Origin of the sequence: Candidatus Pelagibacter sp. Uisw_137 (assembly GCF_047720245.1) — a bacterium.
In the GTDB taxonomy this organism is placed as follows: Bacteria; Pseudomonadota; Alphaproteobacteria; order Pelagibacterales; family Pelagibacteraceae; genus Pelagibacter.
On the sequence record NZ_CP159811.1, the window covers coordinates 1,256,271 to 1,273,116 of the forward strand.

Consider the following 16,846-nt stretch of genomic DNA (forward strand, 5'->3'; position numbering starts at 1 on the left):
GAAAAAAAAATTATTTTTTTTCTTCTGATTTTTCTGTTTTAAGTTCTACTTGAACTTCTGGTTGTTTTTCTGCTTCTACTGCTACTGGTGCTAAAGTTTCTTCAGTTACCGTTTCTGGTTTAACATCAATTTCTATACCAATTTTTTTTCTAATCCTTTCAGCAATTCTAGCTGATTTACCAGTTCTATCTCTTAAGTAATATAATTTTGCTCTTCTAACTTTTCCATGTCTAATAACAGTAATTGAATCAATTACCGTTCCATATAGTGGGAATGTTCTCTCAACACCTTCACCAAATGATATTTTTCTAACTGTAAACGAAGAGTTTAAATCTCTATTTTTTCTAGCAATACACACACCTTCAAAATATTGAATTCTATCTTTTTTACCTTCTGTAATTCTGACACCAACTTTTACTATATCTCCTGGAAAAAAATCTGGAATTTTCTTCTCAGCTAGTATTTTTTTAACGTTATGTTGGTTTATTTCTTCAATTGTTTTCATAGTAGTATTTATTAGGTTAGTTTTTCTTATATTTTTCCCACAAATCTGGTCTTCGGACGCGTGTTATAGCCTCTGATTGTGATAAACGCCAGTCTTTAATTTTGTTGTGATCTCCAGATAATAACACTTCTGGAACACTTTTTTCCTCCCAAATTTGAGGTTTTGTGTATTGGGGGTACTCCAAAAGCCCGTTCTCAAAACTCTCATCAGTCTTTGAATGTTCATTTCCCAAGACACCTGTAAGCAACCTAAGAACACTATCCAACACAACAAATGCTGCAGTTTCACCTCCAGATAAAATAAAATCTCCTATGCTAAGTTCTTCTATATTCCTTGTAGATAATAATCTTTCATCAACACCTTCAAAATGACCACAAATTAAACTAATGGATTTTTCTTTAGATAGTTCTAGTGCCAATTTCTGATCAAGCTTTTTTCCTTTTGGTGATAAATAAAAAATTCTTTCACCTTCTTTTTTATTTTCATCAAGAGATTTTGCTAAAATGTCAGCTTTCAATAACATTCCAGATCCACCTCCAAAAGGAGTATCATCTACTGTTTTGTGTTTATCCTCAGCGGCCTCTCTAATATTTACAACTTTTAAATCCCAAATTTTATTTGTTAAAGCTTTTCCATATAGCCCTTTATTTAAAGGGCCAGGAAAAAAATCAGGATAGAGTGTGAATATCTGAGCTTGCCACATGAATCCAACTATTTAGCTTCTGCTGCTGGAGCTGCTTCTGCTGCTGGAGCTTCTTCCTTTGGAGCTTCTTCCTTTGGAGCTTCTTCCTTTGGAGCTTCTTCCTTTGGAGCTTCTGCTGCTGGAGCTGCTTCTGCTGCTGGAGCTTCTTCCTTTGGAGCTTCTTCCTTTGTAGCTTCTGCTGCTGGAGCTGCTTCTGCTTTAGGAGCTTCTGCTGGGGCTGCTTCTGCTTTAGGAGCTTCTTCCTTTGGAGCTTCTGCTGGGGCTGCTTCGTCTCCTTCTTTTTTTCTTTCTTTTTTAGGAATAGCTTTATTTGGATTACTACCGTTTGCAGGCATTGCTATAATACCATTTTCACCTAAAATTCTTGCAACTCTAGCAGTTGGTTGAGCACCTTGACCTAACCAATATTTAATTCTTTCTGCTTCTAGTCCTACTCTTTCTTTTTTATCTTTTGGTAAAAGAGGATTAAAGAATCCTACTTTCTCAATAAATCTTCCGTCTCTCGCACGGCGACTGTCGGCTATAACTACTTTATATACTGGTCTTTTCTTTGTTCCACCTCTTGATAGTCTTATTTTTATCATTTTTTTTCCTTTATTTATTTAAGTTGATTTAGTAGCTCTGGAGGTATTCCTTTATCAGACATACCCTTCAGGTTTCCTTTTGACATCTTCTTCATCATTTCAGACATCATTTTAAATTGCTTAAGCAATTTATTGATAGTGGCCGCATCTGTTCCAGAGCCATTAGCAATTCTTTTTTTCCTAGAACCATCAATGATTTTAGGATTTCCTCTTTCTTTTTTTGTCATAGATAAAATAATTGCTTCATTTTTGGTAATAACATTTTCGTCAATTCCCGAAGCATCCATTTGTGATTTCATTTTAGAAACACCTGGCATAAACGACATAATTCCTTCTATGCCTCCCATTTTTTTCATTTGTCTAAGCTGTGTTAAATAATCTTCCATAGAGAATTGTCCTTTTTTTAAATTCTCTTCTGCTTTTTTTATATTCTCTTCACCAAGATCTTCTGCAGCTTTTTCAACAAGAGAAACAATGTCTCCCATGCCTAATATTCTATTAGCTATTCTATCTGGGTGAAAAACCTCTAAATTTTCTATTTTTTCTCCTACCCCAAAAAACTTAATTGGCACTTGAGAAACATATTTCATACTAAGGGCCGCACCACCTCTTGCATCACCATCAGCTCTTGTTAAAACAATACCTGTTACATTTACTGTATTCTTAAATTCTTTTGCAACTTCTGCAGCAACTTGTCCTGTTAAAGAATCTGCAACTAAAAATACTTCTGTTGGGTTAATTATACTTTCTATCTGTTTAATTTCACTCATCATCTGAAGGTCTATTTGTGTTCTACCTGCTGTATCAAATAATATAATTTCCGCACCATTTAGGTTTGCAGCGCTAACTGCTCTTCTACAAATATCTGCTGGTAGCTGCCCTTCAATAATAGGTAGTGTTAAAATATCATTTTGCTCTCCCAATGATCTTAGTTGTTCTTGTGCAGCTGGCCTATACACATCAAGACTGACCATCATTATCTTTTTCTTTTTATTTGTTTCTAAATATTTTGCTAATTTTGCTGTTGTTGTGGTTTTACCAGAACCTTGAAGACCTACCAGCATCATTGGAACTGGTGGAACTGCATTTAAATTAATATCAGTGTTGCTTTCACCTAAAAGACTAACTAACTCATCATAAACAATTTTAACAACCATATCTCCTGGAGAGGTTGATCTAATTATTTCTTGACCCATAACCTTTGGCTTAACTTTTTCTATAAAGTCTTTAGTTACATCTAGAGACACATCGGCTTCTAATAAAGCCTGTCTAATACCTTTTAAGCCTTCATCTACTTGATTCTCATCAAGTGAAGCTGCTTTTTTTAATGAAGAAAAAATTTCCTCGAATTTATTTGTTAAGTTTTCAAACATATTTATTACACACAGCAGTTTCGCACTAGTGGGCGAATATCGCTGACTAGTGTTGATCTCTTTGTTTCCAAAGACACCACAAATTTAACGTTTTTGTGGAAACAGAGACAACCTATAATAGAGGTTCAAAAAGTCAATAAATAAGTTAAATATCTACATATGGATATTAAAGCATTTAAAATGGATGGTTTGGGCAATGATTTTGTAATTATCGATCAAAGAAGCCAAGATTTCAATTTAAACAAAGATCAAATAATTAAAATATGTGATCGTAGTTTCGTTGGATGTGATCAACTTATCCTAATTAAAAAAAATAAAGAAATAGATGCAGATGTAAAATTCTATAATTCAGATGGAAGTGTATCTGGTGCTTGTGGAAATGGCACTAGGTGTGTGGCAGATCTTCTATCAAAAGAAAGTGGTAAAAAAGAAATAATACTCCTAACAGCTTCTGGCTCTCTAAAATCAAAAATCTTAGGAAGTAATTTAGTTGAAACCGAAATAGGTATACCAAAAGTTAATTGGGAGGAGATTCCTTTAAGTAAGCAGCTAAATACACAAGACTTAAAAATTGAAATTGTAGATAAAAATAATACTAAACATATTGGTGGAACAGCTGTAAATGTTGGCAATCCACACATAATTTTTTTTGTAGACGATATTGAAGCATTTGCCCTAAAAAGTATTGGTCCAAAAATTGAAAATCATCAACTATTTCCAGAAAAATGTAATGTAACCCTGGCTAAAGTTGTGGATAAAAATTTAATAAAAGTAAAAGTTTGGGAAAGGGGAGCTGGGCTTACTAAGGCTTGTGGTACAGCAGCTTGTGCAACAGCTGTTGCAGCTAATATTAATAATCTAGTAGAAAAAACTACAGATATAGAATTTGCATTAGGTAATTTAACAATTTCTATTGATGAAAGAAATAGCATTCATATGAAAGGACCTGTGTCTGATATCAAAAATATTGAAATTAAATTATAATGGGAATTTTTGATAAATTTAAAATCGGTTTTAAAAAAAGCGCTTCTGCGTTTACATCTGGTTTAAGAGATATAATTGCAAAAAAAGAAATAGATGACAAAACATTAGATCAAATTGAAGAATATTTGATTCAATCTGATGTTGGTCTTGTTGCAGCTGAAGAAATTAAGAAAATTATTGCTCAAGAAAAAATTGACCCAAAAAAAGATATCATGAATGAGGTAAATTTAATTCTTAGAGGCTATATAGTCACTTTAATGAAACCTTTGGAAAATGAGAGTTTTTTTGATAAAAAAGAAAAGCTCAACGCAGTCCTAGTATCAGGGGTTAATGGGGTTGGAAAAACAACTACTATTGGAAAAGTTGGTAAAATTTTAAAATCTAACGGTAACAAAGTTATGTTTTCTGCCTGCGATACGTTTAGAGCAGCTGCTATAGAACAATTAGAAAGCTGGGCTAATAAAATTGATGTACATATTACAAAATCTACTCAAGGGTCAGACCCCGCATCAGTTGCCTACAAAGCAATTGAGGAAGCATTAAAGAGTGATTTTAGTCATGTTTTAATTGATACAGCAGGGAGATTGCAAAATAAAAAAAATTTAATGGAAGAATACAAAAAAATTGCCCATGTGACTAAAAAAATAGATCCAGATGCTCCTCACGATGTAATCCTAGTACTTGACGCAACCTCCGGCCAAAATGTTATCAGTCAAGTAGAAGAGTTTAATAAAACTATACCTCTTACTGGTTTGATAATGACAAAATTAGATGGCACTGCAAAAGGAGGAATTTTATTAGCACTTGCTAAAAAATATAAGCTTCCAATAATTGCTCTTGGGCTTGGTGAAAAAGAAGATGATTTACAAATCTTTAATGCAGAAAAATTTGCTGAAGCATTTACTCAAATTAATTAATTAGATTATTAGAAATTAAAGGTTTGTAGTAGCTACATTTATAATTTGCTTTAAGGTTTGAATGCCCACAATTTTTTGCTATTGATGAAATTATAAAATCAAACTTACCATTTGATGGATATGAGTTTAATTTTTTATTAGCAATATCAAATTTAAAATTTTTTCTTATATTTTTAATTGCACTAATCATGACTAAAGTATTGTTATCTTTTAACAAATAATAAGCAAAGTCTTCTGGAAAAACTGGATAATTATAACCCTCTAAGAGGTGTTTTGCCTGTGCAGGAAACCATTCATATGAAATTAATGGTGATGAAATTTTTGTTTTATAATTATAAATATATAAATCCTGAGGGAAATCTGTAACATAATTATAATCCTCACCTTTTGCTAAAATAGCTTTATCTCTAGTTTTAAAAAAAAGAGCAAAATTTTTATTATGAGAGTTCATTTGACCTATATAAAAAAGTGTATTTGCGGAAGATTCTATATTTTCTGCAATTACAGAACTTGAAATAAAGATTAAGTAAAATGATGTTATAATAAATTTTTTCACTATCTATTTATAGAAATGAAATTTGTAAATTATTTGGTCAGATTGTGGCTTAATTTAAACTCTTTAAAAATTCCTTCAAAACTACTATCATCTTTTCGTTGTATTCCATCATGTGATTGTCTTTTTTAGAAAAGTAAGAATATTTTGGTTCATTTGCTAATTCATACATTTTTTTTCCCATCCAAAATGGCACTATTTTATCTACTTCTCCATGCATTATCAGAATTGGAGACTTAAGATTTTTAATTTTTTTATCACTTTCGTATTTGTCTTTAAGTAAAAATCTGATTGGAAAATATGGATACACATTTTTTGCTGCATCAACCATAGATGTAAATGGAGACTCCAGTATAACGCCTGCAAATTTATACTTTTGAGCAACATGAGTTGCAATCCCGGTACCTAAAGACTCACCATACAGAATAATGTCATTATCTTGAAGTCCTTTTCTTTTTAACCAATTAATTGCACTCTTACCATCTTCATATAAACCTTTTTCTGATGGTTTACCTAAGTTTCCACTAAATCCTCTCCAAGAAATGATAAGAAAATTTATATTCATTTCTTTAAAATGATTAATTTTATGTATTCTGTTTTCTAATGTTCCTGCATTACCATGAAAGAAAACGATAGTTTTAAAATTTCTAAGATCTTTTTCATGAAACCATCCTAGTAATTCAAAATTATCACCTGTCTCAATCTTTACTTTTTCTATTTTTACTTTTAATTCATCACCAAAATAATTATTTTCTTTTGGGTGATATAATAAGTTTCTTTGAAATATAAATATAATGAAAAGTAAAGAAAAGTAAGCTATCGGAATAATCAAAATTAACTTCAATAAATACACTTTAAGTTTTTTTTTCATATTTACTTTTTTTTTTAACTAAATAAACACCGCCAAAAACCAAGACTGTTCCTAAATAGTGGTAATATTCAAGCTGTTCATTAAAAAATAGAAAACCATAAATAGCACTATAAACAGTAAAAATATAAAGTGTAAAACCAGTAATTGAAGCACCAAGTTTCTTTTGTGCCATTGTATATAAAGTGAATGCTATAATTCCTGGTGATATAGCTGCAAATAAAACCCACATAAAAAATTCTGAATTAAAGACGGTTCTCACAAAGAAGGTCTCTTCTATCAAATAAAATGGTAGCAAACTGACCATGCCGAAGAATGCAATTAAAGTAAATCTGTCAAAAATTTTTAGATTTGTTTTCCAATAAAATAGATAAATAGAATAAAGAGCCCATCCTATTGCTGAAGCTAACATCCATAAATCTCCAATTGTAAACTTGAGGCTTATTAACAAAGATAAATCACCCTTAATGATAATGGCAAAAACACCCACCAAACAAGAGAAAAGTCCTACAATTCTAAGAAAGTTTATTTTTTCTTTAAAAAAAATACTAGAAATAAGAATTATGAATATTGGAGAAGATGAATATATAATTCCCATGTTGGTAACAGTAGTTGTTTGTCCAGCTAGAAATGGAAAAGCTCCACAAACACCACAACCCATTGAACCAATAAAAAATATTCTTTTATATTCTTGCTTTACGAATTTAAAATTTTTTTTTAAAGAGCTAAAAGTAAAAGGGAGCAACATTAAGAAGACGGCTGCCCACCTCCAAAAAGCTAAAGAAATTGGGGGTACATACTCAACTCCTCCTCTTGCAACTATCAAATTGCTAGCCATAAAAATTGGCTGAATAAATAACAATAAAAAAGGTAAATAGTTATTTTTAGAATTATTCACTAAAATTGAAAAATTATTTTTTATCGAAGAAGGCTTCGTAAAACATCATGAAAATTGCTATAGCCATTAAAATATATACTGGTAGCACATCCCAAAAACCTATCATTGAGGATCGCGTTAAAGTTGTTGCAAGACCAACAAGAAATAGCGTTGCAAGAAGTGAACCTAAAAGTGTTGTTATTTTATTTAGCATATTTTTTACAATTTTTTTCTAGCCAGTTAGCTACACCTAAAAACCTTAAATCATCTAGTCTGTCTCCAATTAACTGTAAGCCTAATGGTAAATTATTTGCACCAGTAAGTAAAGGTAATGAAATAGTGGGCAGCCCCATGTAAGTCCAGATAGTACAAAATTCTGGGCTTCCTGTACTCTTTAAACCCTTAGGCGCAACACCTGCTGAAGATGGACTTAATACACCATGATAATCTTCAAAAACTTCCTTATAAGATTCATAACTTCTTTTCATAAAATCAATGGCTTCCGCGTAATCTTTAGCTGAGTACTTCATGCCCCTCTCGATTGCACTCACCATTTCTTTTGAGAGTTTTTTTTTAGACTTTTTATAATAACCTTGAAAATTATTAGCCATATCAGTTTCATGAATTATTTTATGGTATTTTGGAATATCATCAAAATATGAAGGTGTATCGAACACTTCTACATTTTTTTTAAAAGTTTCTATAAAAAGTTCAAAAGATTTTTGTGATTCTTTGTCAATATTTTTCCAGTTTTTAGTTTTATAAAAAATAAATTTTGGTTCATACATCGGTCCTTTTTTACAAACCTTTAACATTTCATCTGCCGCATAATGAACAGTTGATGAATCATATAAATCTTTTTTAATTAATGATTTTGTAAATAAGGCAACATCTTCAACATTTTTTCCAAACACTCCTATGTGATCTAATTTATCAGATTGCCTCATAACCCCACTCCTAGAAATTAATCCATAAGATGGTTTGTAACCAACAACTCCACAATAAGAAGCTGGTCTAATAATTGAGCCATTAGTTTGTGATCCAATCGCTAGTGGTGCCATATGGGCTGCTACTGCAGCTGCAGAACCGCTTGAAGATCCTCCAGGTGTTCTTGAATTATCGTGTGGGTTAGTAGTTTTTCCAGGATGAAAATATGCAAGCTCTGTAGTTACAGTTTTTCCCATCACTATTGCTCCTGCTGTCTTAAGTAAATTAACAACTTCTGAGTCTTGTGAGCTTGGCATTTTTTTTCTTAGTGGAGTGCCACATTCTGTGGGCATTTCAAAAGTACCTATTATATCTTTAACTGCAATTGGTAGTCCGTGTAGTGAGCCCAGAGGTTTTCCTGATTTTCTATACTCATCTGCTTCTACAGCTTTTTCTAAAAGTTTTTTTTTATCAAAATATTCCCAAGCCTTTACATCTTTTTCAAACTTTTCAATTCTTTCAATATATAAAGTGCAAGCTTCTACAGAAGAAATTTCACCTTCTTTTAATTTTTCAACCAGTTTATTGGTTGTAAGAGAAAATATATCTATCATTTTAAATTATCTAATCTGCAAATAATGTTTCTGGTAACCACAAAGCAATACCTGGAAACATATACATAAGAAACATCGCAAATATTACTATTGCCAAGAATGGCATTATCCCTGCAAATATCTCCATTAATTCAACATTATTTTTTTGAACACCTTTTAAATAATAGGCAGACATGGCCATGGGGGGTGTTAAAAATGATGTTTGTAAATTTAGAGCAATTAACATTGCAAAGAAATATGGGTTAACATTAAATACTTCTAGCAACGGTAAAAATATTGGAACAAATATAATTAAAATTTCAGTCCATTCTAATGGCCAACCCAAAAGAAAAATTATTATTTGTGTAATGATTAAAAACTGCCAAGTTGTTATTTCTATTGATTTAAAGAAATGCTCAAAAATTTCATGACCACCTAAATAAGAAAATACTGAAGAGAAAGTCCAAGAACCAATAAATAACCACATGATCATTGCTGTAGTTTTTGCTGTTAGAAAAACAGATTCTTTAAAACTTTGCCATTTAAGAGTTTTGTAAAACCAAGATAAAAGTATTGCACCAAAAGCTCCTGCTGCTGCAGCCTCTGCTGGTGTTGCTATACCTGCCAGAATTGTTCCAAGTACCAGCATTATTAAGCCAAAAAGAGGTACGAAAGAAACTAACACTTCTTTTAAAATTTCTGCTCTAGGTGGAATATCAGCTGCATTTGGTTTAGGTGCAATTGATGGATCCATCCAAGCTCTAATTACAGCATAAGCTATGTATAGTCCTGCTAGTAAAAGCCCTGGGAAAATTGCTGCTGCAAATAATCTTAAAGGTGATAGCTGAGCAATTACCGAATAAACAATTAACATAATGCTTGGTGGTATTAAAATACCTAAACATCCCCCTGCACAAATTACACCTGATGCAAATTTCTTATCATATCCTGCTTTAACCATTGCAGGCCATGCAAGTAAGCCCATTAAAGTTACAACAGCACCAATAATTCCTGTTGCTGTTGAAAATAAAGTACATGTTATTAGAGCAGCTACAGCCATTGAAGCTGGCAATCTATGAGCTGCAAGTCTTATGGCAAAAAATAATTTTGATACAATTCCAGCTCTTTCAACTAGATACCCCATAAATAAAAATAGAGGCACAGCGGTGAGGACATTATTATCCATAACTGTGTATGTATTTTTTACAAATAATGAAAATATTCTATTATCAAATATATGATCCATCAAAGCAGGATCATAATAAGCATAATATCCAAATCCTATTCCCATTGCCATTAAGGTAAATGCAATTGGAAAACCTAATAATACTGCAAACAAAAATAATCCCATCATTAGGATAGCTACTTCTGGATTTGTTAAACTAAATAACATCTTTTTGATCCTCGTCTTGTGCTGTTCTCATTAAAATTTTTTCTGTCTCTTCTGCAACAACCATTCTTGCTGGCCAATGTCCTGTTTGAATACAAATAATTGCTCTAAACACTTCAGCAACTCCCTGTATAGTTAAAAATATTCCTGCTGCTGGTATCAAAGATTTTGCCATATAAATATTAATCTGTGCTGGGCTACTCCAGCTTGTCTCTTTAATTTTCCAAGCAAGAGCCGCATATTCAAATCCATAAAATGCTAAAGCTATTACACCAGGGAAAAAGAAAATAAAATAAAGTATTAAATCAATCCAACCTTGTGTTCTTGGTTTAAATAAACGGTAAATTACATCTCCTCTGACATGAGATTCTGTCGCCAAACAATAAGCACCTGACATCATTAATATTGCACCATACATCTGCATACTGAAGTCAAAATTCCACAATGTTGGCTTGTTAAATGCATAGGCCATTACTACTTCATAGCAAGTTCCTCCCATCAGAATAACAATGCACCAAGAAAAAGCCTTACCTATTGAAGTGCTTAACGTGTCAGCTAATTTTATATAAGCTCTCATCATGATTTGTGTAGGATACTCTAATTTTATTTAAAACTGTACTATAAAAAAAGGGGGCCGAGACCCCCTTCTTAAAATATTAAAAAGTTAATTAAATTTTAACTTTTCCAATTGGGCCAAACTCATTTTCATAAGCTAGTTTGTAATTAGGCTGATTCATCAGCAAGTACTTCATTACTTTCTTAGCATATGCTTTTTGAGAGTCGATTACCTTCTTGAAGAATGCATCTTTTGCAGAGAATTCTCCAACAATTTTATCCCAACCTTTTAACTGTTCAGCTAAAATGGCATCAGATGTTTGGTAAACGTTAACCTTATGTGTGTTCATCAACTCAGCTAAACTGTCAGAATATCTAACAAGCGCTTTGAAGTAGTTATCTGTATTCGCAGCATAAGCAGCGTTTTTTAAGATAGCTTGATGAGCAGGTGAAAGGCTTTTCAGTCTCTTAGTGTTCATAGGAATTTCAAACATTTCTTGAGATTGGTGGAAACTTCCTAAGTGATAGTGTTTAGAGACATCTTGCATTCCAAACTGTGAGTCTGATGTTGGGTTGTTAAACTCAGCAGCATCAATCAAACCAGTTTTCATTGCTGGTTGAATTTCACCACCTGGTAATTGTCTTACGACCATTCCCATAGCAGTTAAAACGTTAGTCGCTAGACCAACTGTTCTATACTTCATGCCTTTAACATCAGATACTTTAGTTACATTCTTTTTGAACCAACCAAAAGGTTGTGCTGGCATAGGCATATGAAAAAATCCAGTGTAATTAAATCCAACACTAGCTACTGCTTCTTCATATAATTTTCTTCCACCACCACGTTCCATCCATCCCATAACTTCTTGAGATGACATTCCGTATGAAGGACCAGTTCCAAAAAGTGAAGCTGCAGCATTTTTACCGTACCAATATGCTGTCACCCAGTGACCCATATCAACGATTCCATCACTTACTGCTGCTCCGATTTCTGAAGTTTTAACGATTGCGTTTACAGGCTGAAGATCAATTTTAAGTGATCCACCTGACATATCGCTAACCATGTTACAGTAGTCTTGCGCCATTTCAAAAAAGATGTTTGCGCCTGAAGGCCAAGCAGCTTGCATCTTTAATACAGTAGCGTGAGATCCTGCAGTTGCAATATTTGGCATTGCAACAGTAGCTGCAGCTACAGCACCGGCTTTAGCAGCAGTCTTAAAGAACTTACGTCTTGAAGAAGTTGAATTCTTCAATGATTTTTTTTCTTTAATCATTATTTCTCTCTCCTTGTTGTTTATATTAGTTAATTAACTATAAATAATTAAGCATAGTTAGGTATTAGAGTCTACGGTATTTAACACCGCAAACATTAAATAAGTGTTACTAATTAGGGCTAATTTAAAATATCATTAATAAGTATTCAACTTTGAATTGTATATAAAATATTATTACTTTTTAAAAACAAGTGTTGCCCATAAACTAAACCAGTCTGATTTGTATTTTAGTTTTTCTATATAGTTTGCTTTGTCCAACTTTAAAGCACTTATTAAATAAGTTCTGTTGTCAAAAATTTTTATCTTTCCCACTCCATTTGGGTTTGTTTTTACAATTTCCTTATAGTTATTTTCTTCATCTCTGCTGAAAATGGTAATCTTCCAATTTTCTAGAGGGTTACCTTTTTCAAATAACTGAAACTCAAATATCTCCTCCTGTAACTTATGTGGTGAAGTTAAAGCAATAATCTCAAAGTCTAATTTTGGTTTTTGAATAAAAAAACTTTTATTTCCATCTGTCATTAATGCTTTTGCAAATCTTCTATAACTTTCTGTGGGGATTTTATTTGTATCAAAATTACCTACAGCACTCTCAAGATCTTGTTCTTTTAAAAAATCTTTAAACTTTTCTACAGATTCATATTTTAAAAATTCATAATTTGTTTCATAATTTAATATATGAAAACCTTGGTCTAAAATTAACGTTTGAATTGCTGGAAAATTTCCATCTCTCTGGGGTAAATCTTTTACTTTATTTATGTTTTCTAAATATAAATTTTTTTTATTTGGATCATAATAACCAAACGGGGAACCCATAAAATTTTGACCTATATTAATATGGATCTTAGACACTTCTTTGTTGTTAAATTTAAAGTTAACTGGCTCAAGCCATAATTCGTGTGCTTGTGCATTAAATTTTAAAAAAACAGTTAATAATAAGATTACAAAAAAATAAAAAATCTGATTTAATAAGTTAATGTTTTTTAAGATATTCATATTTTTATTACTTTTCATTAAATCATCCTATGCTCATGAACTGCGTCCAGCAATTGCAAATCTTAATATTTATGAAAAAAACAATATCATAAATGCCACTCTATCAATCCGATTAAATCTTGAGGCTATTATTGCTGGTGTAGGTATAAACCACACCAATACGAAAGATTCAAAAGAATCAGATGAATATGAGAATTTAAGAAATATGAGTGCTGTTGAGTTAATTAAAAAATTTAATTCTAAGATAAAAAATATTGAAAATAGAGTTTATTTAAAGTCAGCCAATCATAATTATAATTTAGTCATGACCAATATAGATATTCCTGAAATTGGTAATATTAGTATCGCTAGAGACACTATTATAGATTTTGAAACCAAGAACTTAAAAGAAGAAAATTTAAAATTTTTCTGGGATAAAAGTTTAGGATCAATTATTTTAAGAGTGAATTCAATTAATAATGAGGATTTGTACTCAAAGTTAATAGAGACAGGAAACCAATCTAACTGGTTTAGTTCAGAGAAAAAAATAAAAGAAAAACTTAGTGAAAATATCAAAACATATATTTATCTAGGATTTAAACACATAATACCTAAAGGCTTAGATCATATACTGTTTGTTTTAGCTTTATTTCTACTTTCAGCAAAATTAAGGCCTTTAATTTTACAAGTTTCAATTTTTACTTTAGCTCATACGATTACTTTATTCTTGGGTGTGTTAGATATTATCAAAATACCCTCAACAACTGTTGAGCCTATAATAGCCCTATCCATTACTTTTGTTGCAATTGAAAATCTATTTACTGAAAATTTAAAAAAATTGAGACCCTATATAATTTTTATTTTCGGGTTACTTCATGGATTAGGGTTTGCTGGGGTTTTAAATGAAATTGGAATTTCAGAGGGTTTATTTATTTCAAGTCTAATTTCTTTTAATGCTGGTGTTGAACTTGGTCAAATTAGTGTGATTTTATTATCTTATATTTTTATTGCACTACTATTTCAAAATAAATCTTGGTATCGTAATAGAGTTACCAGACCTCTTTCGCTGATCATTGCAGCTATTGGTTTTTATTGGTTTGTCGAAAGGTTATTTTTTTAATTAAAATTAATATGAAGTATTTTTTTATATTATCAATACTTATATTTTCACACAATTCTATTGCTGAAGAAAAAAAGCTAGAGCATTTTTGTAAAATGAACACTAAATTTTATGAAACAGATAAAAATGAATGGAGTCAGAAAATTATAGACTATGATTTTTATGTTTTAAATAATAATGAGATTAAAGTTTTGGATAAGGAAACAAAAAAATATTTATACTCATTTAAAATAATCTTAAACAATAATCGAGTGTTGGTAGGCTATTTCTCAGATCATAAAATGATAAATATATTTACATTCAATAAAATAACCAAGTTTGCAAAATACTCCAACACGTATTTTGATGAACAAGGCGGCGGGCAAATAGGTGTTGGAAAATGTTTCACTAAAACTATTTAAGAACTATTTACTCGGTTTTGATAAAATTAATTGTGGATCGAATATTGTTATTTTTATTCTTGAATACCATTCAGATACAGCAACAATTTCTTCATCGGTTAACATTTGAGCTATAATTGTCATTTGAGGGTGATCTAATCTTTTTGATTTATAATCTTTAAGTTTTGCAATCAAATAGTCCTTATGTTGAGCAGTTAAATTAGGAATAATTACAGAGTTACCACCCGATGCCGCTACTCCATCCAGACCGTGACAAGCTGAGCATATTGTCTGTACCTTTTCTTTTCCTAGTCTTAGTTCATCAGTTAAACTCGAACTAATAGTTGCAGCGACAGAACCTGACTCTGCCTGCGTGTCAGCATACACAACTGAAGAAAATATTGAAAAAATACTAAATAAAATAATAAAAAATTTTTTCATTAATTCATTCTTGTGTGACTGATTATTTTAATTGCTTCTACTAATTTTGCCTCTCCCTCTTTTAGTTTTCCAGCTTCACACAAGGTTTTTCCTTCAGCTTTAAGGACATTTATCTTTGCTAAGCTTGAATCTGTGTATTTATATTGTTTTTTACCATAAGCTCTTTCAGATTCTTTCCAGATAGATTTTTGATAATATTTACAAAGATAATCAGGTGCATTTAATGATGCCTGATATTCTTTTTGAGTAATGCACTTGCTTCTTATAACTTTATATTCTCCATCCTCTGTCCACTTACCAAAACCTGTGCATATTTTTTTTTCATCCGTATTTGCAAAACTTGCACCCGTACAAATTGCTAAAAATGATATAATTATTAATATTTTTTTGATCATAATTTTCTCTTTTAAATTTTTGTTTAAAAAAAGGACCGGAGATTAAACCGGTCCCCTAATTTATATTTTTTATCCTGCGTATGATATTCTGTATATTATTCCAGCTTTATCGTCTGAAACTAATATAGAGCCATCAAAGTATTGTTGAACATCAACTGGTCTACCTAGATAAGTGCCCATTTCAGTCATCCAACCATCAGCAAAAGGCTCCGTCTTTGCAGCATTGCCTTTTGAATCAAGATAAGTAACCATAACTCTAGCACCTCTTGGCTTTACAGCGTTCCATGAACCATGTTGTGCACTAAAGATTGCATTATGGTATTTTTTTGGAAACTGTTTTCCAGTATAGAACATCATTCCTAAGTCTGCTGCATGTGCTATCATCTCAACTTGAGGCTTAACATATCTATCAGCATCTTTTTTTGGAATTGTTTTTCCTTTATACTCATTGGTTCTAACTTCTCCACCACCTGTATAAGGGTGACCATACCACATACCCATTTTAGGCATTTTATTCAGTTCACCTGGGGGAGTTTCATCTCCCATGCCATCAACTTGGTTATCCGTAAACCATAAAGATCCATCCTTAGGATTAAAAGCATGTCCAACAGAGTTTCTTATTCCTGTGGCTACAACTTTTCTATCAAGTTCTCCTGGGAAACGATTAAAGCTAATCATTCCACCAATTCCTACTTCTTGGTATAGATCCAATTTGTCTGCTGGAGCTACGTTGTGTGGTTGACCCAAACTAACATAAAGTTTATTGTCTGCTTTATTAACGGCACAAACTCTAGCAGTGTGGTTATAAGATTCCTCTTCAACTGGTATCAAATTACCTTGAGCAATGATTGGTACAGCTACAGTGTCAGTTTGTTCACCAAAATACTCAGCAGCTGGGAACCATAAAACTCTGTTTCTTTCTGCTACATACAAATGTCCATCATCACTGAAACAAACACCATTGGGGACGTCAAACTTAACAGTTGCAGCAAATTGCATTACTGAATCAGCAACATTATCCATATCTCTATCGGTTGCTTGCCAAACCTTATCTTTTCTTGTTCCAATCCATACTGTTGTTTTATTTCTTGCAACAGCCATGTGTCTCGCATCAGGCACTACAGCAAATATATCAATTTTAAATCCAGCCGGCATATTAATATTTGGCAAAATATTTTTTCTAATATTTGCAGCAAATTTAGTATCTTGTGGAATTACAATTGCTTGTGCCTCGTCACCTGATTTGTACATGCTACTTAACTTTTTAATTGTTGCCTCATCGCCAGCGGCAAAAACAGAAGTAGCAATTGAGCTTACGAACAAAAAAGTACTTATTATTGAAAGTATTTTTTTCATTATCTTCTCTCCTCTATAGTTTATTAAAAAAAAAGTGTCTCAAGTTTAAAGGTTAAAGTATACAGTGGTAATTAAC

20 protein-coding genes are annotated in these 16,846 nt (G+C 31.8%); 4 read left to right on the forward strand and 16 right to left on the reverse strand.

Annotated elements, in window-relative coordinates; translation table 11 throughout:
• Positions 1–10: 10 nt before the first annotated feature.
• Genes rplS through ffh form a run of 4 tightly spaced genes read right to left on the reverse strand, consistent with a single transcriptional unit; the run spans position 11 to position 3,165 of the window.
• The gene (rplS, locus tag ABXT61_RS06690) at positions 11–505 is read right to left on the reverse strand and encodes a 50S ribosomal protein L19 (RefSeq protein ID WP_415315137.1); all 495 of its coding nucleotides are present in this window, start codon (positions 503–505) and stop codon (positions 11–13) included.
• Positions 506–521: 16 nt separating this feature from the next.
• Positions 522–1,208, reverse strand: a complete 687-nt coding sequence (gene trmD / locus ABXT61_RS06695) for a tRNA (guanosine(37)-N1)-methyltransferase TrmD (RefSeq protein ID WP_415315138.1) — start codon at positions 1,206–1,208, stop codon at positions 522–524.
• Between the two features lie 8 nt (positions 1,209–1,216).
• Positions 1,217–1,792, reverse strand: a complete 576-nt coding sequence (gene rpsP / locus ABXT61_RS06700; protein ID WP_415315140.1) for a 30S ribosomal protein S16 — start codon at positions 1,790–1,792, stop codon at positions 1,217–1,219.
• A gap of 14 nt (positions 1,793–1,806) precedes the next feature.
• Positions 1,807–3,165, reverse strand: coding sequence for a signal recognition particle protein (gene ffh / locus ABXT61_RS06705; RefSeq protein WP_415315142.1), 1,359 nt, complete (start codon positions 3,163–3,165; stop codon positions 1,807–1,809).
• Positions 3,166–3,324: 159 nt separating this feature from the next.
• On the opposite strand from ffh, the gene dapF reads away from it, so the two are divergent.
• Both dapF and ftsY read left to right on the forward strand, forming a co-directional pair.
• Positions 3,325–4,149: a diaminopimelate epimerase gene (gene dapF / locus ABXT61_RS06710; protein WP_415315144.1), complete on the forward strand. Its 825-nt coding sequence runs from the start codon at positions 3,325–3,327 to the stop codon at positions 4,147–4,149.
• Complete coding sequence (gene ftsY, locus ABXT61_RS06715; RefSeq protein ID WP_415315146.1) at positions 4,149–5,066, forward strand: signal recognition particle-docking protein FtsY; 918 nt, start codon at positions 4,149–4,151, stop codon at positions 5,064–5,066. The genes dapF and ftsY overlap by 1 nt, the downstream gene beginning before the upstream one ends.
• Here ftsY and ABXT61_RS06720 read toward each other — a convergent pair.
• The 9 genes from ABXT61_RS06720 to ABXT61_RS06760 form a co-directional block, all read right to left on the reverse strand.
• On the reverse strand, positions 5,059–5,622 hold the full coding sequence (locus tag ABXT61_RS06720; RefSeq protein WP_415315148.1) for a hypothetical protein: 564 nt from the start codon (positions 5,620–5,622) through the stop codon (positions 5,059–5,061). The genes ftsY and ABXT61_RS06720 overlap by 8 nt on opposite strands.
• A gap of 49 nt (positions 5,623–5,671) precedes the next feature.
• The gene (locus ABXT61_RS06725) at positions 5,672–6,490 is read right to left on the reverse strand and encodes an alpha/beta hydrolase (RefSeq protein WP_415315149.1); all 819 of its coding nucleotides are present in this window, start codon (positions 6,488–6,490) and stop codon (positions 5,672–5,674) included.
• Positions 6,474–7,385 (reverse strand): DMT family transporter, encoded by a 912-nt coding sequence (locus tag ABXT61_RS06730; protein ID WP_415315151.1) that lies wholly within the window; start codon positions 7,383–7,385, stop codon positions 6,474–6,476. The genes ABXT61_RS06725 and ABXT61_RS06730 overlap by 17 nt, the downstream gene beginning before the upstream one ends.
• Positions 7,386–7,398: 13 nt before the next feature.
• Positions 7,399–7,578 (reverse strand): hypothetical protein, encoded by a 180-nt coding sequence (locus ABXT61_RS06735; protein ID WP_415284584.1) that lies wholly within the window; start codon positions 7,576–7,578, stop codon positions 7,399–7,401.
• Positions 7,568–8,905, reverse strand: coding sequence for an amidase (locus ABXT61_RS06740; protein ID WP_415315153.1), 1,338 nt, complete (start codon positions 8,903–8,905; stop codon positions 7,568–7,570). The genes ABXT61_RS06735 and ABXT61_RS06740 overlap by 11 nt, the downstream gene beginning before the upstream one ends.
• A 10-nt stretch (positions 8,906–8,915) precedes the next feature.
• The gene (locus tag ABXT61_RS06745) at positions 8,916–10,277 is read right to left on the reverse strand and encodes a TRAP transporter large permease (protein WP_415284586.1); all 1,362 of its coding nucleotides are present in this window, start codon (positions 10,275–10,277) and stop codon (positions 8,916–8,918) included.
• Complete coding sequence (locus ABXT61_RS06750; RefSeq protein ID WP_415315947.1) at positions 10,267–10,851, reverse strand: TRAP transporter small permease subunit; 585 nt, start codon at positions 10,849–10,851, stop codon at positions 10,267–10,269. The genes ABXT61_RS06745 and ABXT61_RS06750 overlap by 11 nt, the downstream gene beginning before the upstream one ends.
• 91 nt (positions 10,852–10,942) lie before the next feature.
• Positions 10,943–12,103, reverse strand: a complete 1,161-nt coding sequence (locus ABXT61_RS06755; protein ID WP_415315155.1) for a TRAP transporter substrate-binding protein — start codon at positions 12,101–12,103, stop codon at positions 10,943–10,945.
• A gap of 174 nt (positions 12,104–12,277) precedes the next feature.
• Complete coding sequence (locus ABXT61_RS06760) at positions 12,278–13,099, reverse strand: DUF4198 domain-containing protein (RefSeq protein WP_415315157.1); 822 nt, start codon at positions 13,097–13,099, stop codon at positions 12,278–12,280.
• Here ABXT61_RS06760 and ABXT61_RS06765 point away from each other — a divergent pair.
• A complete protein-coding gene (locus ABXT61_RS06765; protein ID WP_415315158.1) occupies positions 13,080–14,198 on the forward strand; it encodes a HupE/UreJ family protein in 1,119 nt (372 codons plus the stop codon). The two genes, ABXT61_RS06760 and ABXT61_RS06765, sit on opposite strands and share 20 nt — an antisense overlap.
• 11 nt (positions 14,199–14,209) lie before the next feature.
• The gene (locus tag ABXT61_RS06770; RefSeq protein WP_415315160.1) at positions 14,210–14,599 is read left to right on the forward strand and encodes a hypothetical protein; all 390 of its coding nucleotides are present in this window, start codon (positions 14,210–14,212) and stop codon (positions 14,597–14,599) included.
• Between the two features lie 3 nt (positions 14,600–14,602).
• On the opposite strand, the gene ABXT61_RS06775 is transcribed toward ABXT61_RS06770, so the two are convergent.
• From ABXT61_RS06775 to ABXT61_RS06785, 3 genes are all read right to left on the reverse strand, one after another.
• Positions 14,603–15,019 (reverse strand): c-type cytochrome, encoded by a 417-nt coding sequence (locus ABXT61_RS06775; RefSeq protein WP_415315162.1) that lies wholly within the window; start codon positions 15,017–15,019, stop codon positions 14,603–14,605.
• Entirely contained in the window at positions 15,019–15,414 is a 396-nt protein-coding gene (locus tag ABXT61_RS06780) for a hypothetical protein (protein ID WP_415315164.1), read from the reverse strand. Before ABXT61_RS06780 ends, ABXT61_RS06775 begins: the two co-directional genes overlap by 1 nt.
• 69 nt (positions 15,415–15,483) lie before the next feature.
• A complete protein-coding gene (locus ABXT61_RS06785; RefSeq protein ID WP_415315166.1) occupies positions 15,484–16,770 on the reverse strand; it encodes a PQQ-dependent sugar dehydrogenase in 1,287 nt (428 codons plus the stop codon).
• Positions 16,771–16,846 lie beyond the last annotated feature (76 nt).

What these genes read in the sequence shown, in the direction of transcription:
- rplS (WP_415315137.1), bottom strand. Translation starts at nt 505, where the DNA reads ATGAAAACAATTGAAGAAATAAACCAACATAACGTTAAAAAAATACTA.
- trmD (WP_415315138.1), bottom strand. Translation starts at nt 1,208, where the DNA reads ATGTGGCAAGCTCAGATATTCACACTCTATCCTGATTTTTTTCCTGGC.
- rpsP (WP_415315140.1), bottom strand. Translation starts at nt 1,792, where the DNA reads ATGATAAAAATAAGACTATCAAGAGGTGGAACAAAGAAAAGACCAGTA.
- ffh (WP_415315142.1), bottom strand. Translation starts at nt 3,165, where the DNA reads ATGTTTGAAAACTTAACAAATAAATTCGAGGAAATTTTTTCTTCATTA.
- dapF (WP_415315144.1), top strand. Translation starts at nt 3,325, where the DNA reads ATGGATATTAAAGCATTTAAAATGGATGGTTTGGGCAATGATTTTGTA.
- ftsY (WP_415315146.1), top strand. Translation starts at nt 4,149, where the DNA reads ATGGGAATTTTTGATAAATTTAAAATCGGTTTTAAAAAAAGCGCTTCT.
- ABXT61_RS06725 (WP_415315149.1), bottom strand. Translation starts at nt 6,490, where the DNA reads ATGAAAAAAAAACTTAAAGTGTATTTATTGAAGTTAATTTTGATTATT.
- ABXT61_RS06735 (WP_415284584.1), bottom strand. Translation starts at nt 7,578, where the DNA reads ATGCTAAATAAAATAACAACACTTTTAGGTTCACTTCTTGCAACGCTA.
- ABXT61_RS06740 (WP_415315153.1), bottom strand. Translation starts at nt 8,905, where the DNA reads ATGATAGATATATTTTCTCTTACAACCAATAAACTGGTTGAAAAATTA.
- ABXT61_RS06745 (WP_415284586.1), bottom strand. Translation starts at nt 10,277, where the DNA reads ATGTTATTTAGTTTAACAAATCCAGAAGTAGCTATCCTAATGATGGGA.
- ABXT61_RS06750 (WP_415315947.1), bottom strand. Translation starts at nt 10,851, where the DNA reads ATGAGAGCTTATATAAAATTAGCTGACACGTTAAGCACTTCAATAGGT.
- ABXT61_RS06755 (WP_415315155.1), bottom strand. Translation starts at nt 12,103, where the DNA reads ATGATTAAAGAAAAAAAATCATTGAAGAATTCAACTTCTTCAAGACGT.
- ABXT61_RS06765 (WP_415315158.1), top strand. Translation starts at nt 13,080, where the DNA reads ATGTTTTTTAAGATATTCATATTTTTATTACTTTTCATTAAATCATCC.
- ABXT61_RS06760 (WP_415315157.1), bottom strand. Translation starts at nt 13,099, where the DNA reads ATGAATATCTTAAAAAACATTAACTTATTAAATCAGATTTTTTATTTT.
- ABXT61_RS06770 (WP_415315160.1), top strand. Translation starts at nt 14,210, where the DNA reads ATGAAGTATTTTTTTATATTATCAATACTTATATTTTCACACAATTCT.
- ABXT61_RS06775 (WP_415315162.1), bottom strand. Translation starts at nt 15,019, where the DNA reads ATGAAAAAATTTTTTATTATTTTATTTAGTATTTTTTCAATATTTTCT.
- ABXT61_RS06780 (WP_415315164.1), bottom strand. Translation starts at nt 15,414, where the DNA reads ATGATCAAAAAAATATTAATAATTATATCATTTTTAGCAATTTGTACG.
- ABXT61_RS06785 (WP_415315166.1), bottom strand. Translation starts at nt 16,770, where the DNA reads ATGAAAAAAATACTTTCAATAATAAGTACTTTTTTGTTCGTAAGCTCA.